Annotated in this window: 16 protein-coding genes and 1 pseudogene; 9 read left to right on the top strand and 8 right to left on the bottom strand. The window is 63.1% G+C overall.

What is annotated here, in order from left to right:
* Nucleotides 1-58: 58 nt before the first annotated feature.
* From F6X61_RS18595 to wecB, 3 genes and pseudogenes are all read right to left on the bottom strand, one after another.
* Nucleotides 59-1,705 (bottom strand): annotated as a pseudogene (locus F6X61_RS18595) (glycosyl transferase family protein); the annotation flags it as partial.
* 16 nt (nucleotides 1,706-1,721) lie between these two features.
* Nucleotides 1,722-3,902 (bottom strand): hypothetical protein, encoded by a 2,181-nt coding sequence (locus tag F6X61_RS18600; protein ID WP_218575543.1) that lies wholly within the window; start codon nucleotides 3,900-3,902, stop codon nucleotides 1,722-1,724.
* Between the two features lie 300 nt (nucleotides 3,903-4,202).
* Complete coding sequence (gene wecB, locus F6X61_RS18605; protein ID WP_153787853.1) at nucleotides 4,203-5,339, bottom strand: non-hydrolyzing UDP-N-acetylglucosamine 2-epimerase; 1,137 nt, start codon at nucleotides 5,337-5,339, stop codon at nucleotides 4,203-4,205.
* A 194-nt stretch (nucleotides 5,340-5,533) separates the two neighbouring features.
* On the opposite strand from wecB, the gene F6X61_RS18610 reads away from it, so the two are divergent.
* Genes F6X61_RS18610 through aspT form a run of 3 tightly spaced genes read left to right on the top strand, consistent with a single transcriptional unit; the run spans nucleotide 5,534 to nucleotide 9,937 of the window.
* Entirely contained in the window at nucleotides 5,534-6,622 is a 1,089-nt protein-coding gene (locus F6X61_RS18610) for an AI-2E family transporter (RefSeq protein ID WP_153787854.1), read from the top strand.
* Nucleotides 6,623-6,638: 16 nt separating this feature from the next.
* Nucleotides 6,639-8,255 (top strand): mechanosensitive ion channel family protein, encoded by a 1,617-nt coding sequence (locus tag F6X61_RS18615; protein ID WP_153787855.1) that lies wholly within the window; start codon nucleotides 6,639-6,641, stop codon nucleotides 8,253-8,255.
* Nucleotides 8,252-9,937: an aspartate-alanine antiporter gene (aspT, locus tag F6X61_RS18620; protein WP_153787856.1), complete on the top strand. Its 1,686-nt coding sequence runs from the start codon at nucleotides 8,252-8,254 to the stop codon at nucleotides 9,935-9,937. Before F6X61_RS18615 ends, aspT begins: the two co-directional genes overlap by 4 nt.
* Before the next feature lie 28 nt (nucleotides 9,938-9,965).
* Here aspT and F6X61_RS18625 read toward each other — a convergent pair whose 3' ends face one another.
* Both F6X61_RS18625 and F6X61_RS27015 read right to left on the bottom strand, forming a co-directional pair.
* Nucleotides 9,966-11,252 carry an OmpP1/FadL family transporter gene (locus F6X61_RS18625; RefSeq protein ID WP_153787857.1) on the bottom strand — a complete coding sequence of 429 codons (1,287 nt, stop codon included), beginning with the start codon at nucleotides 11,250-11,252 and terminating at the stop codon, nucleotides 9,966-9,968.
* Between the two features lie 130 nt (nucleotides 11,253-11,382).
* Nucleotides 11,383-11,553, bottom strand: coding sequence for a hypothetical protein (locus tag F6X61_RS27015; RefSeq protein WP_178125848.1), 171 nt, complete (start codon nucleotides 11,551-11,553; stop codon nucleotides 11,383-11,385).
* A 210-nt stretch (nucleotides 11,554-11,763) separates the two neighbouring features.
* Here F6X61_RS27015 and F6X61_RS18630 point away from each other — a divergent pair, with 210 nt between their 5' ends.
* The 6 genes from F6X61_RS18630 (at nucleotide 11,764) to F6X61_RS18655 (ending at nucleotide 16,938) form a co-directional block, all read left to right on the top strand.
* A complete protein-coding gene (locus F6X61_RS18630; protein WP_153787858.1) occupies nucleotides 11,764-12,378 on the top strand; it encodes a dTMP kinase in 615 nt (204 codons plus the stop codon).
* A 364-nt stretch (nucleotides 12,379-12,742) separates the two neighbouring features.
* Nucleotides 12,743-13,126 carry a copper homeostasis periplasmic binding protein CopC gene (gene copC, locus F6X61_RS18635; RefSeq protein ID WP_153787859.1) on the top strand — a complete coding sequence of 128 codons (384 nt, stop codon included), beginning with the start codon at nucleotides 12,743-12,745 and terminating at the stop codon, nucleotides 13,124-13,126.
* A 3-nt stretch (nucleotides 13,127-13,129) separates the two neighbouring features.
* Nucleotides 13,130-14,068 (top strand): copper homeostasis membrane protein CopD, encoded by a 939-nt coding sequence (copD, locus tag F6X61_RS18640; RefSeq protein ID WP_153787860.1) that lies wholly within the window; start codon nucleotides 13,130-13,132, stop codon nucleotides 14,066-14,068.
* Between the two features lie 51 nt (nucleotides 14,069-14,119).
* On the top strand, nucleotides 14,120-14,542 hold the full coding sequence (locus tag F6X61_RS18645) for a hypothetical protein (RefSeq protein ID WP_153787861.1): 423 nt from the start codon (nucleotides 14,120-14,122) through the stop codon (nucleotides 14,540-14,542).
* 78 nt (nucleotides 14,543-14,620) lie between these two features.
* A complete protein-coding gene (locus F6X61_RS18650; protein WP_153787862.1) occupies nucleotides 14,621-15,187 on the top strand; it encodes an isochorismatase family protein in 567 nt (188 codons plus the stop codon).
* 1,106 nt (nucleotides 15,188-16,293) lie between these two features.
* Entirely contained in the window at nucleotides 16,294-16,938 is a 645-nt protein-coding gene (locus tag F6X61_RS18655) for a helix-turn-helix transcriptional regulator (protein WP_153787863.1), read from the top strand.
* Nucleotides 16,939-17,003: 65 nt separating this feature from the next.
* Here F6X61_RS18655 and F6X61_RS18660 read toward each other — a convergent pair whose 3' ends face one another.
* The 3 genes from F6X61_RS18660 to F6X61_RS18670 all read right to left on the bottom strand — a co-directional run.
* Nucleotides 17,004-19,001, bottom strand: coding sequence for a MacB family efflux pump subunit (locus tag F6X61_RS18660; protein ID WP_371923725.1), 1,998 nt, complete (start codon nucleotides 18,999-19,001; stop codon nucleotides 17,004-17,006).
* Between the two features lie 8 nt (nucleotides 19,002-19,009).
* Nucleotides 19,010-20,167, bottom strand: a complete 1,158-nt coding sequence (gene macA / locus F6X61_RS18665) for a macrolide transporter subunit MacA (protein WP_153787865.1) — start codon at nucleotides 20,165-20,167, stop codon at nucleotides 19,010-19,012.
* Nucleotides 20,168-20,299: 132 nt separating this feature from the next.
* A partial coding sequence (locus F6X61_RS18670; protein WP_153787866.1) for a non-ribosomal peptide synthetase occupies nucleotides 20,300-22,343 on the bottom strand: 2,044 nt, incomplete at its 5' end.

The raw sequence follows: 22,343 nt of genomic DNA on the forward strand, positions 1-22,343 counted from the left end.
TCTTGTTCGCCGCCGTAGCGGGCTTGGTTTCGGGGAAGGACGCTGCAGGCTCGCCGTTTTCCTGCTGGAACAGGATGGCCTCGTTGAGCGTGTCCGCATCCAGGTAGCCGTGCTCGAGCAGGATCTGCCCCAGCGGCTTGTGTTCTTCGGCCTGGGCCTTGAGGGCCTGGGCCAGGATGTCGTCGTCGATGGCGCGCCACGACAGCAGCAGTTCGCCAAGGCGCAGGCGCTGCTGGTGCAACTGGTCGGCCGAAGGGAAGTCGTGCATGGTCTTGTCCCAGACCAGCTTCTTGCCCAGGAACAGATAGCCCAGGTACAGCCGCCAGGCGCGTGCCGCGGCCATGGCATTGATGAAGTTGCCGATGATCATCCGCGGCCCCGACAGCAGGGCGTGTTCCCAGCCATACAGGCGGCCGACGAAGTACGCGCGCTGCAGGATGCGCAGGCTCAGGGCTAGGGTGTTGGCCCACATCAGGTCGAGCAGCAGGCTGTTGGGCGAGAACACCGACGGGAAGAACACTTTCCAGTGGCCGGTGGCGCTGATCCCCAGGAAGATCAGGTGCTGGAACAGCAACACGTAGGCGAGGATGGCGACGAACGAAGTGATCAGGCCCTTGCGGTCGCGGAACAGCAGGTACTTGGTCGCCAGCGAGCCTTCCCAGCCCACCTGGCTCCAGCCTTGCAGGCCGATGCCCAGGGTCCAGCGGGCCTTTTGCCGGTAGGCGGTGTGGAAGGTGTCGGGGAAATACTCACGCACGCCCAGGGGCATGTGTACGGCCACCATCTTTTCCTTGCCGTTGCCGAACCAGGTGGTGCGCTTGGCCACGTAGTCCACCGGGAACTTGCCGAAGATCTGCTTCATGCCGCGCCGCGCCAGGCGTGCGCCGATGTCGTAGTCCTCGGTGAGGGTGTCGGTGTTGAACGGCTGGTTGTTGGTCTCGGCCGACAGCTCCAGCAGCGCCTTGCGCGAGAAGCAGGTGCCGACGCCGGCCGAGGGCACCATGCGCGACATGCTCTCGCGCACCACCAGGTCCTTGGTGTGCCATTCGGCGAACTCGTCCATGTAGGTGCCGGCCACCAGTTCGTACCAGTCACGTTCCAGGGAGGTGACCGGCAGCTGGATGAAGTCGATGCGTGGCAGCAGGTAGTTGAAGTAGTGCAGTTCCAGGCGGTGCAGCACGTCTTCGCTGTCGTGCAGGATCATCCCGGCGAAGGGCTCGGGCATGCGCGCGTCCTGGGCGAAGATCGCCTGGATGATCCAGTTCAGGCAGTCGGCCTTGCAGGTCGGGCCGTCATGGGGCACTTCGACGCGGATCAACTGCTTGTAACGCCGGCGCATGCGCTCCACCTCGTCGATGGTGCGCTGGTCGTTGCAGTAGGTGCCGACGAAGATGTAGTAGTTCTTGTAGTCCAGCGAGCCGACCATGTTCTCCAGCATCGGCGCGATCACGTCGTACTCCAGCCACGCCGGGATCATGATCGCCAGCGGCTGCTCTGGCTTGGCGCGCAGCTGCTCCACCGTCAGCGCCTGGTAGCGCTTGCGGCGGATCAGCAGCTTGCGGTACGTCTGGCGCACCCAGTACCAGATATCGATGAACAGGTCATCGAGGCTGGACAGCAGGATCAGTACACCGACGACGGCGGTGACGATCTCCAGCCCCCGGTAATACTCTGCCAGCAGGTACGGCCAATAGAGTGAGAACATGCGTGCTTACCCCGGCTTACTTGCCTTTGTGCTTCAGACGCAGCCGGCGGGCGATTACACCCAGCAGCACCAGCAGCAGGACGATGCCGGACAGGGTGGGCAGCGCCCACACCAGTTGCTTGCGCCACTGGTGGAACGGCGTGCCGGCCAGGTTGAGTTCCGGGTCGGTGGTGTCGACCCAGGTCAACGGGCCTTGCTCGCCGATCACCACGGCATTGCCCTGGGTCAGCAGGAACGGCACCTGCGGCACCATGGCCGGGTTGCCCAGGCTGTTCCAGAGCACGCCGTGCTGGCCGCTGGAATCGACCACCGACAAGGTGCCCAGGCCTTGCGGCCCCTGCAGGTCGAGGGCCAGTTGCTGGTTGCCCTGGGCCTGCAGGCGTTGCAGCTCGGCGACGCCCAGCACCGGCTTGGCGCCCGGCAGTTGCACATCCACGGCCAGGAACGGCCGCGACGGCGCGACCTCGGCCTTGCCGTCGGCCAGCACCAGCTCGGCGTTGACCGGCGACAGCGAAGCGGCGCTGGCCAGGCGGATCAGTTTGCCCAGGTTGGCCACCGGCGCTTGCAGGACGGCCTGGTCGACGATCACCTGGGGTTTGCCGGCCAGCAGCGGCAGCAGGCCGATGAAGGTGCCGTCGGGTTCGGCGTCAGCCGAGCTCAGGTAGCTGCTGGGCAGCACGTTGACCGGGTAGGCCTGGGGGATCTCGGCGCAGTTCGGCGAGCTCGGTTGGCGCTGGAAGCGCACCTGCACGGTATTGGTGACGCCCAGGGCGTAGCCCGGGATGCGCGCCTTCAAGCGCTCGGGGCTGCCATCGGCATCCAGTTGCGCGGCGTTGAGCAGCACGTTGTTCCAGATCACCGAGGCGACCGGCGGGGTAGGCGAGGCGCCCGGCGCGGCGGCGAGGTCGAGGTTGAGTTCCCCTGGCATGCGGCCATTGGTCGATACGGCGCTGAGCGGGAAGGTGGCAGTCCATTCGCCGCGGCTGACCACATCGAAGGTGCCGAAGTTGCCGCCCAGGGCGCTCAGGCGCAGATGTCCGTGATCGTTGCGCAGCGCATCACCCACGTCCTTGACCTGCGCCTCGCGCGATACCAGCACATTGCGCCAGCTCGCGTCGAACACGCCGGCGGCCTTGGCGCCGGCATCGGCAGCCACGGCCACCAGGGCCTGGCGGCCCAGGCTGAGCAGTTGCAGTTGCTGGCTGGGCAGGGCGCCGGTGGCCAGGCTGGCCTTCTGCTTGCGCCATTGTGCCAGGGCGGCGAGGGCGGCCTGGTCGTCCTGCAGCTGTTGTGCCAGGGCGTCCAGGGCAGTGTTGAGCTGTGCCACCAGCGCGTTGTCGGCGACGGCCAGGTCGGCGCGGATCGCCGGGGCATCGAGCAGCAGCAGGGCACCCAGCTCGGCCGGGCTGGCCAGGGTGTGGCTGGCCTGGCCGGTCAGGGCGGCGAAGGCCGGGACTCTAGCCAGGGCCGCCGGCACCTCGATGCCGGTCAGCGACACGCTGTCGCCGACTTGCGGCAAGGCGCGTACCTGGGCGCGGCGGGCGCTGCGTTCCAGGGCCACGCCCAGGCGCCAGGCGCTGTCGAAACTGTTGCGTTCGAGCGCACCGCCCGCTACCAGAATCACCGGCTCACCTGGCAGGCTGCTCCAGGCTTCGGCCAGGCTGCCCAGGGCCGACATCGAGTAGCGGTAGCTCAGGCGCGTCTGTGGCGACAGGGTCAGCACGTTGGCGGTGGCCCGTGGTGGGGCGCAGAAGTCCTCCGAAACCGGCGAGCTCCAGTCCAGGCTGAAACTGACGAAGCCACTGGCGTGCTTGCCGCTGTCCACTGCCAGGGTCCGGCTCAGGTCGCCTTCGGCGCGGTTGACACGCTCGGCCACACGGGGCTGGCCATCGACGGCCAGGCGCAGGGTGGCAGGCTGTTCTTCACCTTTGATGAACTGGCCCTTGAGCTCGATTTGCGCATCGCTGATCGCCACGCCCTTGGGCACCGGCAGGAAGAACGCCTGGCGGTTGTCGGCCTGGTCGAGCACCACTGGGTTGGTGATGCCCAGGTCCTTGAGCGAAACGCTGCGTGACACCCAGTCCTGGGCCATCAGCGCTTGCAGGGCATCGCTGGCAGGGGTGGCATGGGCAAGGAGCGGGGAGGTAAGGGCAGTGCCCAGAACGGCGAACTGCAAGCGGCGAGTCGTGTGGCTCAACGATCTAGTCCTTGAAGGTTCAGTGGCGTTGGCAGCGCTCAGCGGGCGTGCAAACGTGTGCGCCGACAGGCGTTTTAAGGCGCAGGTCTTCGCGTGGGTATACGGGTAATCAGTGACGAGGGGGGAAGCGAACGCTGTCAAACGGTCGTTCGAGCGCGATGCCACTTCGTCAAGACATCGGATGCGTACTCTCTAATATCAAAGTGCCCATGTCAATATTTTGATGCTTTTTTGTAAGAAAATTCGACCGACGACGTCAGATGAAATGACGTCGCCGTTTTATTGACGCTTGTGCGTAATTCAGCGCACCTGGAAGGGCGTGAACGGGCGGCCCAGCAGGGCATTGACGATGCGCTCGCTGGCGTTGCCGTCGCCATAAGGGTTGACGCTGCGCGCCACCTGGGCATAGAGCGCGTGATCATCCAGCATGCCCTGCACCGCCTGCACGATCCGCGCGCTGTCGGTGCCCACCAGCTTGACCGTACCGGCCGCCACGGCTTCCGGGCGCTCGGTGGTGTTGCGCATCACCAGCACCGGCTTGCCCAGGTGCGGGGCTTCTTCCTGCACGCCGCCGGAGTCGGTCAGCACCAGGTGAGCGCGTTGCATGAACCAGACGAATTCCAGGTAGTCCAGCGGGTCGATCAGCTGCACGTTGGGGTTGTCGCCCAGCACGCTCATGACCACATCGCGCACCTGGGGGTTGAGGTGCACCGGGTAGACGATCTGCACATCGTCGCGCTTGGCCAGTTCGCCCAGGGCCTGGCAGATCTGGCGGAAGCCCTCGCCGAAGTTCTCCCGGCGGTGGCCGGTGACCAGTATCAGCCGGCGGCTGGCGTCGAGCCACGGGTAGCGGCTGGCGAAGCCTTTGCCGATCTCGGGTTCGCGGTCGAGCTTCTGCAGGATCAGGTCCAGGGCATCGATCACGGTGTTGCCGGTGATGTGGATCTGCCCTTGCAGGTTCTCCTGCAACAGGTTGTTGCGCGAGGTGACGGTGGGCGCGAACAGCCAGCGGGCCATCACGTCCACCACGCGGCGGTTCATTTCCTCGGGGAAGGGCTGGGCCAGGTCGCCGGTGCGCAGGCCGGCCTCGACATGGCCGATGGCGATGCCGCGGTGGAAGGCCGCCATGCTGCAGGCGGCGGCGGTAGTGGTGTCGCCATGCACCAGCACGCAATCAGGTTTGAGTTCGTCGAGCAGGGCGTCGATACGGGTCATCAGGCGGGCGAACAGGCCATTGAGGGTTTGCCCCGGGACCATCACATCGAGGTCGTGGTCCACCGGCACGGCAAACAACTGCAAGACCTGGTCGAGCATCTGCCGGTGCTGGCCGGTGCTGCAGACGATGCTTTCGATACCCTCGGTGCGGGCCAGGGCCCTGACCAATGGCGCCATCTTGATGGCTTCTGGGCGGGTGCCGAACAACGTCAGAACTTTCATCACGCACGACTCCACTATCAAACGAACGGTTGAATGGCGCGGATGATACCGGATTGATATTGCAGTGCATTGATCTGATGCCAGAAGACGCAATTTATCCTGCGCCCTGTCGCCGTTTGCGACTTGCCGGTGCCGTACTAGGCTGCTGGATACCCGTGGTGGGCGTTGCCCCGCCACCGACCAGGAGGTGGCCCATGTTGCCTTTGCCTAACGAGCTCAAGCTGTCCCGGGCTTTGCTCGACGTGCTGATACGCGCAGGCCTGGTGGCTGCGCTGGTGGTCACCTGCTTTGCGGTGTTCCGCCCGTTCCTGAGCCTGATGCTGTGGGCGGTGATCCTGGCCATCACTTTCTACCCACTGCATGGGCGCTTGCGCGCCAGGCTGGGCTTGAAAAGCGGGCATGCGGCCAGCCTGATCATCCTGGTCACGCTGCTGATCCTGATGGTGCCGATCTACCTGCTGGGCGATTCCATCGCCGCGTCGGTGCACGCGGCGATGGAGCTGTTCAAGAGCGGGGCCTGGCATGTACCGCAGGCCAACCCGGTGGTGGCCACCTGGCCGCTGGTGGGGCCGCCGCTGTATGGCTTCTGGCAACAGGCGGCCACCGATGCCACCAGCCTGATCCAGAGCGTCACCCCGCACCTCAAGGGCATCGGCATGGTGGTGCTGGGCAAGCTGGCCGGGGTCGGCACCGGCTTTTTGCTGTTCATCGGCGCGCTGATCCTGTCGGGCGTGGTCATGGCCTATGGCGACAACGGCGAGCGCAGCGCGGTGCAGATCACCACGCGCATCTCTGGCGCCGAGCGCGGCCCGCTGATCGCCGAACTGTGCACCGCGACCATTCGCGCGGTGGCCCAGGGCGTGGTCGGCATTGCCTTCATCCAGATGCTGCTGGTGGGGCTCGGTTTCGTGCTGATGGGCATCCCCGGCGCCGGCCTGCTGGCCATTCTGGTGCTGCTGCTGGGCATCATGCAGTTGCCGGTGTTGCTGATCACGCTGCCGGTGGTGGCCTTTGTGTTCTTTACCGAGGGCGCCAGCGTCGGCGCCGTGGTGTTTGCCGTGTACAGCGTGCTGGCCGGCATGGTCGACAACGTGCTCAAGCCCCTGCTGCTGGGGCGCGGGGTGGATGTGCCGATGCCGGTGGTGCTGATCGGTGCGCTGGGGGGCATGGTTGCCGAAGGCATCATCGGGTTGTTCATCGGCCCGGTGATCCTGGCCATCGGCTACATGCTGTTCTGGCAGTGGGTGGAGCAAGGCCCGGCGCCAGATCCAGATAATGGATGATCAAGCGGAGGGGCCCATGCTCAAGCGAATCGTCGCAGGCGTGTTTCTGCTGGCTGTGATGTTGATCAGCCTGGGCAGCCAGGCCGTCGAGCAAGACGTCGTCGCGACGGCCGAGCCTGCCGAACTCAAGGTGGCCAACCGCAGCATCATGGTGTTCCACGCCACCTTGCTGGGCGAAGCACCTGCGGCCCGGGCCCGGCGCGCCGAGGCGGTCATCAACGAGCGGCTGGATGAAGGCGAGGCCGGCACGGTCAGCGTGGACGCCATTCAGGACAGCTTCCTGGTGCTGCTCGGTGATCGCCGGGCTTTCATTGTTTCGCCCAAGGATATGGTCGGTAGCGACCTCAATGTCCGCCAGGGTGCCGAGGCGGCGGCGCAACGCCTGCGTCAGGTGGTCGACGAGGCGCAACAGGCGCGCAGCCCGCGCTTCCTGCTCATGGCCGCCGGGCTGAGCGCCGCCGCCACGCTGGTCTACATCCTGCTGGTCAAACTTTGTGTGTGGCTGCACCACAAGGCTCTGTCCTGGCTGCCGCAACGGGTGCGCAAGCACGCCAGCGCCTTGCGCATCGGCCACACGCAACTGGTCGATTCCAGCAACCTGTACCCGCTGCTGCGGCGCCTGCTGGCGCTGCTGCGCTGGACCCTGGTGCTGCTGCTGACCTACGAATGGCTGAGCTTCGTGCTGCAGCGCTTCCCCTATACCCGGCCCTGGGGTGAAAGCCTCAACCTTTACCTGCTGGGGCTCTTGCGCCATGTGCTCACGGGGATTGTCGATGCCATCCCGGGCCTGTTGATCGCCTTGCTGATCTTCTTCATCGCCCGTGGCATCAGCGCCTTCAGCAAGCGCCTGCTCGAGCGCCTGGCGCGGCCGGGCTCGATCAGCTGGCTGACCCAGGAAACCCTGCAACCCACCACGCGGCTGACTTCGCTGGCGATCTGGCTGTTCGCCCTGGCCATGGCCTACCCGTACCTGCCGGGCGCCGACACCGAAGCGTTCAAGGGCTTGTCGGTGCTGATCGGCCTGATGATCTCGCTGGGCGCCACCAGTGTGGTCGGCCAGGCCGCCGCCGGGCTCATCCTCACCTATACCCGCACCCTGCGTCCCGGCGAGTACGTGCGCATTGGCGAGCACGAGGGCACGGTGACCGAGCTGGGCATGTTCACCACCACCATCCGCACCGGGCTGGGCGAGGTGCTGACGCTGCCCAACTCGATGATTACCGGCGCGGTGACCAAGAACTACTCGCGGGTGGTGCAGGGCCAGGGCTATGTGGTCGATACCACGGTCACCATCGGCTACGACACGCCCTGGCGCCAGGTCGAGGCGATGCTGCTGGAGGCCGCGCGGCGTACCGACGGGGTGCTCGACACACCCCGCCCGCAAGTGTTCCAGACCGCCTTGTCGGACTTCTACCCCGAATATCGCCTGGTGGCCCAGGCCGTGCCCAGCGAACCCCGACCGCGGGCCGAGCTGCTGACCCTGTTGCACGCCAATATCCAGGATGTGTTCAACGAGTACGGCGTGCAGATCATGTCGCCGCACTACCTGGGGGACCCCGCGCAGGACAAGGTGGTGCCCAAGGAGCAGTGGTACAGCGCGCCTGCGGCTGAGCCCAAGGATACGCAGCGATGATCGACTTCCTGCTTGCGGCACTGCGCTCGAGCCCGGAAATCGCGGTGTTCCTCGCCATCGCCCTGGGCATGTTGCTGGGCCGCGTGCGGCTGGGCAGCTTCCACCTGGGCTCTGTGGCCGGGGCGCTGCTGATGGGCCTGCTGATCGGCCAGATCGGTCTGGAGGTGCCGCAGGCCCTGAAATCGGTGTTCTTCGTGCTGTTCATCTACGCGGTCGGTTTCAAGAGCGGGCCGGAGTTCTTCGGCAGCCTCAACGCCGGCACCCTTAAGCTGGTGCTATTTTCGGCGGTGCTGTGCCTGGTGGCGCTGGGCAGCATCCTGCTGATGAACCTGGTGTTCCACTTCGACGCCGGCTTCACGGCGGGCCTTGGCGCCGGCGCGCTCACCGACACGGCGATCATGGGTACGGCCAGCAGTGCCATCGCCCACCTGCCACTGGCCGATGCGGACAAGGCGCAGCTCAACAGCCACATGGCCATCGCCTACGCCATCACCTACCTGTTCGGCACCGTTGGCCTGATCGTGTTCGTCGGCACCATCGCCCCCTGGCTGCTGCGGGTCGATCTGCGCGAGGCGGCCCGGGCGCTGGAGGCAGAGCTGGGGATCGACAACCAGGACGAGGTGCTGAGCATTCCCTACACACGCATCGTGGTCCGCGCCCATCGCCTGCAGGCCGCGGAGCTGGCCGGCGCGAGCATTGCCGCGATCGAACGCCTGCACCCCTCGTTGAGCGTGGAGCGGGTGGTGCGCGGCGATCAGGTGCTCGAACGCGATCCCGCCCTGGTGCTGCAGGCTGGCGACATCCTCGGTATCTATGCCCTGCGCGAAGCGGTCGGGGGCCTGGCGGCGATGGTCGGGCCGGAGGTCGACGACCCGCGGCCACTTTCATTCCCGACCCGTTCGGCCGATATCGTCCTCACCGCCCGGGCCTTTCATGGCAAGACCGTGCGCCAGATCCGCCAGCAACTGGCCGGGGCAGGGCGCATGGGCTGCTTCATCGACAGCGTCAGCCGCCAGGGCCTGGAGCTGCCGCTGCTGGCCAATACCGTGCTGCGGCGCGGCGACGTGATTGCCCTGACCGGGCGCACGGCCAGTATCGAGGCGTTGGCGGGCGCATTGGGGCGCATACGCGAGCGCACACACAAGTCGGACATCGCCGTGCACAGCCTGGGCATGGTCGGCGGCGCGCTGCTGGGTATGCTTTCGACCCACATCGGCATGATCCCGGTGGAGCTGGGCGTCGGTGGCGGGGTGCTGCTGATGGGCCTGCTGATCGGCTGGTACAACTCGCGCCACCCCGACATCGGCGGCATGCCCCCGGCGGCGCAATGGGCGTTTTCCGAGTTCGGCCTGACCGCGTTTGGCGCGGTGGTGGGCTTGTTGGCGGGGCCGGCGGCCTTGGAGGCCATGCGCGAGCAGGGCTTGGCGCTGCTGCTGTCGGGCATGCTGGTGACCCTGCTGCCGCCGCTGGTGGCCCTGTATTTCGGGCGCTACGTGCTGCGCCTGCACCCGCTGATCCTGCTCGGCGCGCTGGCCGGCGCACAGACCGAGGCGGCCTCGATGAACAAGGTCATCGAGATGTCCGGCAGCCATACGCCGGTGATCGGCTTCACGGTCTGCTACGCGATCTCCAACGTGCTGCTGGCGGTATGCGGGCCGATTATCGTGGCGTTCGCCAGCTGAGCCTTTATCACCCGATACGACAGCACGCTCAGAAACGCCAGGTAGCGCCACCGCCGACGATGTGCAGGGCGGCGTTGCGGTAGCTGCCGGAGAGGCTGTCGCCCGAGCGGGCCTTGGTCTGCTCGACGTCCATGTCGCCCATCCAGATCAGGGTGTAGGCCAGGTGCAGGTCCAGGCCGTCGCGCAGCTGGTAGTTGACGCCGGTGGCCAGGCGCCAGGTGGCGCCCATGGGGTTGTCGACGGTGCGGTCGCTGTCGTCCACCGCCGAGCTGTCGTAGCCGACCCCGGCGCTCCAGCGCAGGCGCGGGGTAGCCTGGTACTGGGTGCCGAGGGAGGCGTGCCAGGTGTCCTTGTACTTGCGATCGACGCTGCGGCTGACATTGCCGCCGGCATCGCTGTCCACCTCCACGCCGATATCACCGAATTCGCTCCAGTCCTGCCAGCCGAGGCTGGCCAACAGCTTCCATTGCGGGTCCAGGTCATGGGCGATGCTCAGCAGCACAGTCTGCGGCACGTTCATGTCCAGCTCCAGTTCACTCACGTCGAGGCGGCGCAAGGCGATATTGAGCAAGGGGTTGCTGACGTCGGTGACGTGGGGCTTGTCCTTGAATTCGAGCTTCACCTTGCTGGTGTAGGCCAGGCCCAGCTGGGTGGCGGGGGACAGGCGATAGTGCAGGCCAAGGTTCACGCCCACGCCCACGTCGGTGTCCTGGTACTCCAGCTGGCCGTCCGGCCGGTCGGCCAGGCCCAGCAGGTTGTTGTTGATGGCCATTTCGGTGCGGTAGAAGCCGTACAGGATGCGCGGGCCGATGCCCAGCGACAGGTCATCGGTGAACTTGTAGGCGAGGGTGGGCTGAAATGACACGCCGATCACCGCCGCTTCCTGGGTGAAATAGCGGCCGGCCCAGTCATCGTCATAGTCCAGCGCCAGGCCGAAGTTGCCGTACATGCCGAAGCCAAGGGTGGCGCGCTCGTCGAGCTGGTGGCTGACGAACAGGCTGGCGCCGGGCAGGTACTGCAGCGCGTTGCCGCCTTCGTTGCCGTCGAACTGGTTGGCGCTGTCACGTGAGAAACGGATATTGCCGAGGATCACCTGGGCGTTGGCGCTGAGCTGAGTGCCCTTGAGCTGAGTGATGGCGGCGGGGTTGCTCATCAGCACGCTGGGGTCGCTGGCCAGCGCTGCGGCGCCGGCGTTGGCCAGGCCGTTGCCTTCCTGGCCGGCTTCGTAGATGAGGATGCCACCGGCCAGGGCGGTGCCGGTGGAGGCGGTGGTGCAGCACAAGGTGAGCAGGGGCAGTAACCGACGTCGTCTCATGGTCGTGGTCCTGACAGGGCTAGGGACGTTGTGGAGGGCACTGCCTGACGCCGTTGCGCCCGCCCTGACGTATCCAGCCTAGACGGCGTTGGTGCAATCCGCCGGTTTCATGGGGTCGGCGGTTTTGCTGTTACGCCGTGAAACCAGGCTCTTGAGGCTCTTCTTCCGGGGTGTCCTGCTGGACGTTGTGATAGACGGCTGCGGCGCAGAGGGCCGCCAACCCGACGCTGGCGACCACGATATCGCCCAGCAGGGTGCCGGCGACCAGGATCAGCAAACTGAGGCGGCAGAGCATCACCATGACAGCTCTCCATGGCAGTTGGGTTCGAATAGGGCCACCAACATAGCGTGCAACACGTTTTGATGCAGCGGGCATATCTGCAAACAATGTCTGCAAAACAGCATCCACCGCAGATATGGCGTTTATGCCCATATTGTTTAGCCGCCTCCGGCGATTCGCTTTAGTATCGGCGCAGTTGCGCCAACCCCCCAATCAATCGTTATGTGAAGCATGAACCGACCGCTATTCGTTTCTCTGGATGGGCCCAAGGGCACCGGCAAAACCACACTGCTGGAGGCCATCACTCAAGCGCTCAGGGCCGACAACAACACGGTGATCCGCCTTTGCGAAAAGAAAAGCGATCCCTTCAGGGGGGAAACGATGGCCCTGGTCAACAGGCTCGTGCGGCATCCCAGCCAGGAGCTGGAGCTGCAGGTTTGCGCGCGCCTGGCGGATAGCCGGGCCTGGATTTCGCAGCACGTGCTGCCCAAGCAGCCGCCGGGCAGCATCATCCTCATAGATCGCTGGTATCCCTCCGATGCCGCGTTTCGCCGGACAGTCCCGTTTGCAGAGATTCTGCGGTTGAACATGGCGCGCAACGTGCGCGTGCCGGACCTGCATGTCGGGGTGGTCACCGACCCCGAAGTTTCATGGGCGAGGGCGGCGGCACGCTCACGTGGGCTGGGCAGTACGGTGATTCATAAACTGGAAGAGCAAGTTGCCTGTAACCAGGCGTTTGAGCGGGCGGTGGCGGATCATGGCTGGGTGTTGTGTCGTAACGAAGGCACGATCGAAGCCGCTACGATGCAGGTGGTTGGTGAGATTCGTAGCGTACTGAAACACTAGAATATTACGTATCATACGTAATTTATTAGCAAGCGGCCAAGCGCCCACCTTGGGACCCTGTGTAGGCGATTAGGTCAATAGCTATGGATGTTCAGTGCCCGATCTTGAGGGTGCTAAAAAACCATCGTCATGCATTTTCTGGGCATTGATAAATACGTAATTGGTATGAATGAAGGTAGGCAATCCGCCCGGCATGCCTATATCCATAAGACCCCTTTCAAGCTGACTGAAATGTAATCGCGCGATCCTTGCGCCTATGACATCGTGCACCTGCCCTGTGACGCTGATTCAGTGCTTCCACGGACGCGTTATCCACTCCCTATTAAAACCTCGAACTGACAGCGCTTGCTGTGAGGAGTCTTGCATGCCATTCCATAAACCCACCGCTGTAACGCTCGCGCTGACCGCCGGGTTGTTGCTGAGCGCCGTTGCGCAGGCACACCCTAAGCTCCTTTCATCTACACCAGCGGAAGGTGCGGATGGCATGGCGCCTGCGTCCATCGAACTGCACTTTTCCGAGCAACTCACGACCCAGTTTTCGGGGGCAAAACTGATCATGACCGACATGCCGGGAATGCCGAATTCACCCATGGGAGTACAGGCAGCCGTTGCCGCGGGCGGTGATCCGAAGACGATGATCATCACGCCTGCAGCGCCTTTGACCACGGGCACTTACAAGGTCGAATGGCGCGCTGTTTCTTCGGACACTCACCCGATTACCGGCAGTTTTTCCTTCAAAGTGAAATGATCCATGGGCGACTCGCTGACTATCGTGGTTCGTTTCGCGCTGTATCTCGACTTGATGCTGCTGTTTGGTTTGGCTTTTTTTGGCTTGTATAGCCTCAGGGGGAAGGAGAGGGCGTCGGGCACGGTCTTGAGCTTTGAGTCGCTCCTGTACGGCACATCGCTCTTGGGTATAGCGCTATCTTTGGCCGCGCTGGGTCTTCTTGCGAAATCCATGAGCGGTGTGTCGGGCTTCATGGAACTGCATCACCATTCTTTCCAGATGATCCTGACAGGCACTCATGTCGGCCTGAGCTGGCTGGTCCGCATTGCCGCACTGCTTATCGCTGTTGTCGGCATCTGGCAATACAGGCGCTTTGCGACCGCCAGCCTGTGGGTCGTCACTGCGTCTGGAGCCGTTGCACTGGCAAGCCTGGCGTGGACCGGCCACGGGGCGATGGGCGAGGGGAGTCGTGGCTATTGGCAGCTCATCAGCGATGTTCTCCATCTGCTGGCTGCGGGCACTTGGCTCGGGGCACTGGCGGCGTTCGCTTTGTTGCTTCGCTGCAAATCACTGAAAGGCGAACATGAGGCGCGGATTCTTGCTCGGGTATTGACTGGCTTTGAATCGGTCGGCGCCGTGACCGTGATCGTCATCGGCCTCACTGGCGCGATCAATTACCTCTTTATCGTTGGGCCACGCATCGATGGCGTCATGCTCAGTACCTATGGTGCGTTGCTGTTTATGAAGACTCTGTTGTTTGGCGCAATGATCGCGCTGGCTGCGCTCAATCGTTTTCATTTGAGCCCGTTGCTGGAGCGTTCGGTGCGAAATGGCGAGTTTTCGGTTGCGGTGAGTGCCTTGCGTCGAAGCCTGGCACTCGAGCTTTCAATGGCCGTCGTCATCATTGCCCTGGTGGCATGGCTGGGTACTTTGAGCCCTGACGTGGAAATGAGCGCGGGATAGCAATGGCTGTATAACGCTATGCTGATCATATGGCCCCTTGAGGTGCTGATCATGCGCAGGATGATCTTTCTGGTCGCAGCCAGTGTTATTGCCGGCTGCCAGACCCCGATGCCAACCGCCAACCCAGAGATGGCCTGGGTCGACTTGTCGATACCGTTTCCCAACGACAGAGTATTGCTGGCCGAGCGCCTGGACAAGCAACGCCTCGAAGACGGACGTTTTTTCCAGGTTACGCCCGGCAGTCACGAGCTGGTGGTGAAGTTCGACTATGAAACCAGCGGCGGTGGTGGCATGAGCATGATGGGCGGGCCTTCGGTACGCGAATGCTATCTGACCGTCAATTACGACCATTTCACAGCTGGGCAACGTTATGTGCTCGAGGCTCGCTCGATTGCCTTGAACCCGGAGGCGCGGTTGTATGACGGCACAGGGAAAGTCGTTGCAGAGGTCAGTGAGTTCTATTGCCTGATGTGAGCATCAACAGTGGGAATTGCTGGTGGAAGGTTGTTGCAGCACACTCGGACCGATCACCACCTAAAGGAACTGAACCGGATGATGGACCAGTCCAGCCCTGTGCCCCTTGTGATCCTTGACGTACAAGATGCCATTGACCGCCCGAACTGGGATGGCAAAAGCAATCCTGGGTATCTAGCAGCGATCCAACGACTGCTCGCCCTGTGGCGGTCAAACGGCTGGCCTGTTGTTCACGTGAAACACGATGAACGAACACCGACATCCAGCTATTACGTTCATGGCCCGTGGAATGGCATCAAGAAAGAAGTTGCTCCGATCGCGGGTGAAGCCGTCATTGTCAAACGGGAAAACTGCGCATTCATTGGTACCGAGCTCGACGCCGCGCTTGGCAAAATGCGGGTAAAGCGTCTGGTGCTGACGGGTGTTGTCATTCATAACAGCATGGACGCCACAGTCCGTGCGGGAAAAGCACTGGGGTACAGCATTATTCTTCCATCAGACGCCACGACAGCCGTGCCCGTTGTTGGGCCGAATGGAAAGCGCTGGGATGCTGCAAGCGTTCATGAGCTGACCTTGGCGATACTCGGGAGCGAATATGCCGATGTCATGTCGTCGGATGAAGTGGTTGCGCAGTTCACGTTGTGAAATCTGGCATCGGGTTGCACGAAAATCATGGAGCAGTGAGCGGATAACAGCTGGGTGGCAATAATGGAAATACACGATTTAACATAATATACATTATGCGCAGATTGATATGGGGCGATCAGGGTATGTGTTGGCCAGATTGGAAGCCAGATCGCAGTGAGATTTTCGCGGACGCGAAAAAACGGCTTGCTTGGCTGGCACCTTGTGTTGCTATTAGCAACCTGCAGATCTGGAATCGGTCGCTGCCGGCAGCTTTGCTCGATCGCTTTCACGGTGAAATTCCTGCAGCCAGATCGCGTTGCGATTTTCGCCGGCGAGAAATCACACGGTTGGTGCCCGGATCAATTCCTCCAGCACCTGGTCTAGGTGCGGCCCCAGTTCGAATACTTCCGTGTAGAACGACGGTAGCGACTCGAACTCGTACCTGTGGCGCGTTCCAACGAACAGCTTCGAGCAATTCAGTGAGTAACCTGGCCAGAGCCGCTCCGAGATTTCGAGCAAGCGACTGGCCAGGCCTCTATCGATTTCCTGAAAAAGGCCGACCAGCCTATGGCTGTGCTTTCCACTATTGCGAAGCTGCAGATAACCGTCAGGATCCCATCTGGGGTCATCCATGTCCTCTGGGCTATTACGGTCTTACTCCACATGGAAAGCTTTCAAAAACAGCTCCAAGGCCAAGCCTGTATTCATCGCTGCGCGCCAGTAAAGCACTAGATCGCCGTTCATCGCAGCCTGTTCTATGGCTTTTGCTGCTTTTAGATAAAACCGAGCCTCCCCAATCACCCTCACATAGCGCAGTGCGATTTTCGCGGGCGAGAAAACGGCTGAAGCTTCACGGTTATCACAAAAATGTATAACTCAACTAAATACTCATTTAGTTGAGTTATATGAGCGATCTACTATAGCCCTACCGCCACGCCCTGCACTTCCGTGGATGGGTCGTGATGAATGTGAACGGTAGGAGTGCTGGCCATTATTATGCCATTATCCTGCTTTCATTTAATTGCCACTCAATCGTTGTACTAGGATTCAACCACCTTCTACCGCAGGCTCAGGATGCCGGCGAACCGGTAGGAGTAGCATCTCGACATACCAAGGACGACACGATGAATTCGCACCTGCTCTATCCGCAGCTCGGCAAGGTCATTGCCAGCACCGGCAGCCGCCAGTTCCCACGCATGCTGCACGATCTTATCCAAGCGCATCTGAGTATCGATGCAACGCAGATCAGGCAACTGCCGTCTGCCCCGCCTGAACTCGAAACGAAGTCGACACTGATCAATGAAACGGTTTTTTCGTCTGAACAGCACCTCGAAGGGCGCTTCGACGACCCTTCGCGTCTGCACCTGATCAGGCGAAATGGGGATTCGCGGTACGAAATCCAGGTGCTGCGTGCAGGCTCAACCTTCAGTTTTTCTGCCTGCGAACGCAGCCGGCTGGATGAAATATCACCCCTGCTGCTACCGATGCTGGAAAAACACATCGACGCGTTGCAGCCCAACGCTGAGCGTACAGCCCCAGAGAGCCTGCAGCAGCGCTTTCTCGATCGTCTGGCGCAATCCGGAATTAATTTATCGGAGCGTGAATGCCAGGTGTGCCTGGGCCTGCTGGCCGGGCACACCGCACCGGAGCAGGCCGAACGGTTGAAACTCAAGGCCAATACCGTTGAAAGCTACCTGCGCAGGGCGGCGATCAAGCTGGGCATCAGCGGCCGGCATTCATTGATGCGCTGGATGTACGCCAACAACTGAATGTGGTGGCCTGCACCAGCCACTGCCGGAGCGTGGTTCCCGCGAAAGGGCCGGTGCAGGCAACATCAATCTCGCGCCAACGCTTCGATCGGGTCCAGTCGCGCCGCATTGCGCGCTGGCACAAACCCGAACACCACGCCAATCAACGTCGAACAGGCAAACGCCATCACGATCGACCCTGGAGAAAACACCATTTCCCACTGTTTGACGAATAACTCGAACAGCGAGCCAATGCCATACGACAGGGCAATCCCCACTACCCCGCCAAACAAGCAGACCATCACCGCCTCTACAAGAAACTGCTGTCGAATGTCCGACTGCCGCGCCCCCACCGCCATACGGATACCAATTTCGCGGGTACGTTCAGTCACCGACACGAGCATGATATTCATCACCCCGATACCGCCCACTACCAGAGAAATGACCGCAATCAGCGACAACAGCAGGGTCAGCGAGCGGCTGGTTTTCTGCACCGTCTGCATGATGCTGTCGAGGTTGTTGGTGAAAAAGTCCTTGGTGCCGTGGCGCTGCAGCATCAGCTTGGTCACCTCCTCCTCCACCCGTTTGCTCGGCACACCGTCCTTGATCCGCACGCTGATGCTGTCCAGGTGCCGCTGGCCGAGAACGCGGCCTGCGGCGGTTTCGTAGGGCACCCAGATGTTCAGCTGATTGCTGGCGACGAACAGGTTCTTGTTCTCGGCCGTCACGCCAATCACCGTGCATGGCAGGTTGCCGACCAGGATCACCTGGCCCAGCGGGTCGATGTTCTGCCCGAACAGGCGGTTGCTTGTGTTGTGGTCGATCACCACCACCTGTGCCTGGCGCCGGGCGTCGTCGGCGCTGAACACGATGCCGGCGGCCAAGCGGATATTGCGCACCTGGAAGTAGTGTTCGCTGACACCGTTGAGCTGCACATCGACATCCAGGTTGCGGTAGCGCACCAAGGTACTCTGGCCGATCACCGGGGTGGCGCTGTCGACGTAGTACAGCTCGTTCAGCGCTGCCACGTCGGCCGGTAGCAGGGTTTCGATGGTCTTGGCCCTACTGTCGCCGAAGTTGCTCCCCGAATAGATATCGATGGTGTTGCTGCCGATCGCCTGGATGTCTTTCAGCACGTAACCCTTGGCGCCTTCACCGATGGCCGAGATGGACACCACCGAGGTGATGCCGATGACGATCCCGAGCATGGTCAGCAAAGTGCGCATGCGGTGCGAGATCAGTGCAATCCAGGCCATCTTGAACGCCTCGCGGAACATTCCGAGGCTGGCCGCCAGGCGCCGCGCGGCCTGTGGCTGGCGCGCGGGTTCGGTGACGGGTGTGGGTAACGCTTGGGCAGCGTTGCGGCGGTCGCTGACGATCTGCCCGTCGCTGACCTCGATGATGCGCTGCGCATGGGCGGCCACCTTCGGGTCGTGGGTCACCAGGATCACCGTGTGCCCCGCGGCGTGCAGCTCCAGCAGGATGGCCATCACCTCCTTGCCGCTGGCGGTATCCAGCGCGCCGGTGGGCTCGTCGGCGAGAATCACCTGGCCACCGTTCATCAATGCCCGGCAGATACTCACCCGCTGCTGCTGGCCGCCGGACAACTGGCTGGGGCGGTGTTCGAGGTGCCCGGCCAAGCCCAGGCGCTTGAGCAATTCGCGTGCGCGGTCATGCCGCAGGCCTTGCGGCGTGCCGGCATACACCGCTGGAATCTCGACGTTGTGCAGAGCGTCCAGGTGCGGCAGCAGGTGGTAGCGCTGGAAGATGAAGCCGAAATGGTCGCGTCGCAGCGCGGCCAGGGCGTCGTCGTCCAGCTCGCGAGTTTCCTGCCCGCTCACCTGGTAGCTGCCGCTGCTGGCATTGTCCAGGCAGCCGAGTATGTTCATCAGGGTCGATTTGCCCGAGCCGGACGCACCTATGATCGCCACTAGCTCGCCACTGCGGATGTCCAGGTCGATACCCTTGAGCGCAAGAAATTCGCGATCACCCGCCATGAAACTGCGGCTGACGCCCTGCAGGCGCAACAAGGGTTCGCCGGTGCCGCTGGCGACCGTCCTGTGCGCGGTAAGCTCGACATTCATGTTCATGCTCACGCCCCTGCTTCGCCAGACACCGGCTCACCTATTACCACCCGATCGCCTTCGGCCAGCCCGCCCTTGATCTGCACCTTGACGTTGTTGTTGATGCCGGTCTGCACGTTGCGCACCTGGGCGAAGCCTTTGGCATCGAGCACCCGCACCGGGAAGCTGCCATCACCATTGCGCAGGCCCAGTGCCGCTACGGGTACGGTCAGCGCGCCGGTAGCGGTATCGAGCACGATATGCACCTGGGCGGTCATCGAGATGCGCAGGCGGTGCTCGGGGTTGGGCACTTCGAACAGCGCGTTGTAGAACACCGCGCCATTGGGCTTGGCGCTGCTGCCGTCGCTCTTGTCGCTGCTTTGCGCGTAGTTTTGCGGGGCAGGTTCCGTGCCGCGCAGCTTGGCGTAGTAGCGCTTGTCCTCGCCGAGGATGGTGAAGTACACCTCCTGGCCCGGGCTGATATGGATCACATCGGCTTCCGAGACCTGGGCCTTGACCGTCATGGTGTCGAGGTCGGCCAGCTTGAGCAGTATCGGGGCCAACTGGTTGGCGATAACGGTCTGCCCCTCCTGAGTGACGATGCCGACCACATGGCCGGTGATCGGCGCGTTGATGCGGGTGTAGCCGAGGTTGACCCTGGCTGTGTCGATCTCGACCCGGGCGCTCTGGATTTGCGCATCGAGCGAGCGCACCGCGGCCTGCTGCACTTCATACTCGGACTCTGCGTTTTCGAAGTCCTGGCGCGACACCGATTCGTCGGCCTGCAATTCACGGTAGCGTTCGTACACACGTCTGGCCTGCTTGAGCTGGGCCTGGGTCGAGCGCCGCTCGGCCTGCAGCTTTTCTTCATCGACCTCGGCCTGGCGCAGAGTGTTGCGCAGCACCAGCGGGTCGATCTCGGCCAACCACTGACCCTGCTCGACCTTGTCGCCGAGCTTGACCTTGAGCGACTTCAGCTGCCCGGATACCTGGGCACCGACATCCACCTGCTTGATGCCTTCGAGAATGCCGGTGGCCAGCACCGCGTTCTCGATGTCGCCTCGTTCGACCGTGGCGGTGATGTATTGCGGCGCCTTGGCCGGCGCCTGGATGGCGTACAACGCAATGCCGGCGACCAGAGCCACGGCGACGCCGAGGCTGTATTTGCGGAATCTGGACTTGTCCATGAATACTCACTTTCACATTTAATGGCCGAACCTCGCCCCCTGTGGGAGCGGGTTTACCCGCGAAAGCGATGCAGGCTGCACCGCCTTATTCGCGGGTAAACCCGCTCCCACAAGGGCCAAGGTGCCCCATGATTACTGGGTTACCTTGCCCAACTGCAGCGCTTGCCCGTCATGCCACCAGGCCGCCAGGCTGAACACATCCGGCACCTTGAGGATGCTGAAGTGGTTGCCCGGCCCCTGCCAAAGCGCCAGTTGCGGCATCAGTTGCTGCCAGCCAGCCTGCATCTTGGCCTGCTCCCGTGCGTTGCCCGCAGCGTCCAGGCTAGGGTCATCGACCAGCACCAGCCCCACCGGTCCGCTGTAACCCAGCGTCGGCTGGTAACGCGTGCGCAAGGCGCTAGCGAAGGTGCGTACCGTGCCTTCCAGGGCTTTGGGCAGGGAACGCGCCGGCATCAGCCCGACCCGCACCATGGCCCCGTGCAACTGGCGTAATTGCTCTTCATCGCTGGCCTGGGCAAAGGCCAGTGGCTCGATGCACAGTGCCTTGCCGGTCGACAACTGCAGCGCGTCGATCAGCCGTTGCAGCGCTTCACCAAAGGTATAGGGCTGGCCACAGGTACCGAGGTCACCCGGTGCTTCGCTGTCGATCAAGGTCAATGAACGCACCTGGCGCCCCTTGGCCTCGAAACGCGCCGCCATGGCATGCGCGACCCAACCGCCAAACGAGTGCCCCACCAGGTTCAGTGGCCCTTGCGGGTACAGCGCTTCGATGGCCTGCACATGGCAATCGACTGCGGCTTGCACTGACACATGCGGCACGGAGCAACCGTCCAGGCCACGTGCCTGCAGGCCGTACAGCGGCCAGTCCGGCCCCAGCGCTTCGGCCAGGCCGACGAAGCTGGTGACACTGTCACCAGCGCCCGGCACGCAGAACAGCGGCGCATGGCCATGCTGCCCCGTCTGGATCGCCACCAGCGGCTGGTAAGCGACAGCCTGTTCGGCCGGGCGCGCCGCAACGCGGTCGAGTGCCTGGGCAATGGCCTCGCCAACCAACGCCACATGGGGTGCCTGCATCATGCTGCGGTGATCGCCAGGCACGGCAATCTCGACCAGCGCCTGGGCGGGCAACGCTTCACGCCACCCCAGGTTCGACAGCCCCTCGCTGCCCTGCTCCGCGCGGAACAGGTGCACCGGCACACTCAGCGGTGCCAGGCGGTAGTGGGCCATGGCATGACCGTGCGCCAGCTCGCGAGTGAAGTAATGGTGCAACTGCGCATCGCTCATGCTCGACCACAGCCCATACAGCAGCTGGTGTTCACGGCAGCTGGCCAGCAGCGTATTGAAGTCGGCCTGCTCGGCCTCCAGGCGCTGCAGCTGCACCAACCGCGCCTCGCCGGCCTCGCCCTGGGTGCGCCAGAAGGTGCTGCAGTTGAGCAGCAACTGGCGCTCCAGCGCACGCGGGCCTTGCCAGCGCGCCTTGCCCTGGTCGGCCAGGCGCGGCGTATAGGTATCGATCAGCCCCAGGAACTCGACCTGCTCATCGGCGCCCAACAGTTGATTCGCCATTTCGAAGGCCAGCACGCCGCCGAACGACCAGCCCGCCAGGCGATAGGGCCCGTGCGGCTGGACCTTGCGCAGCTGTTCGATCTGGTAGCGGGCCAGGCATTCCAGCGTGCGTGGCTGGGGCTCGCCATACGGCACCCCCGGCAGGCCGTAGAGCGGGAAATCCCCTGGCAGGTGCTGGCCCAGCACCGGGAAATAGAAGTCCAGGCCGGTGAACTCGTGCACCAGGAACAACGCAGGTTGGCTGCCAGCGCCCCTGACGGTGACGACAGTTTGCGCCCGACCGGCGTGGCTGGCGTCCAGATGACGGGCCAACAGGGCCACGCTTGGCTGTTGGAACACGTCGTTGAGGGCGGCCTGCAGGCCAGCCTTCACGAGTTTGTCGATCAACCGAATCGCCGCGAGCGAATGGCCGCCCAGTTCGAAGAAGTTGTCATGGCGCCCCACCCGCTCCACGCCCAGCAGCTCGGCCCAGATTGCGGCCAACTGGGTTTCGGTTTCGCCTTCAGGGGCCTCGTAAGGACGGTCCTGAATGGCATCAGGCTCAGGCAGGGCCTTGCGGTCCAGCTTGCCGTTGGGGCTCAAAGGCAGAGCTTCGAGGTGCATGAACAGC

The organism is Pseudomonas sp. EMN2 (assembly GCF_009650555.1).
Classification (GTDB): domain Bacteria; phylum Pseudomonadota; class Gammaproteobacteria; order Pseudomonadales; family Pseudomonadaceae; genus Aquipseudomonas; species Aquipseudomonas sichuanensis.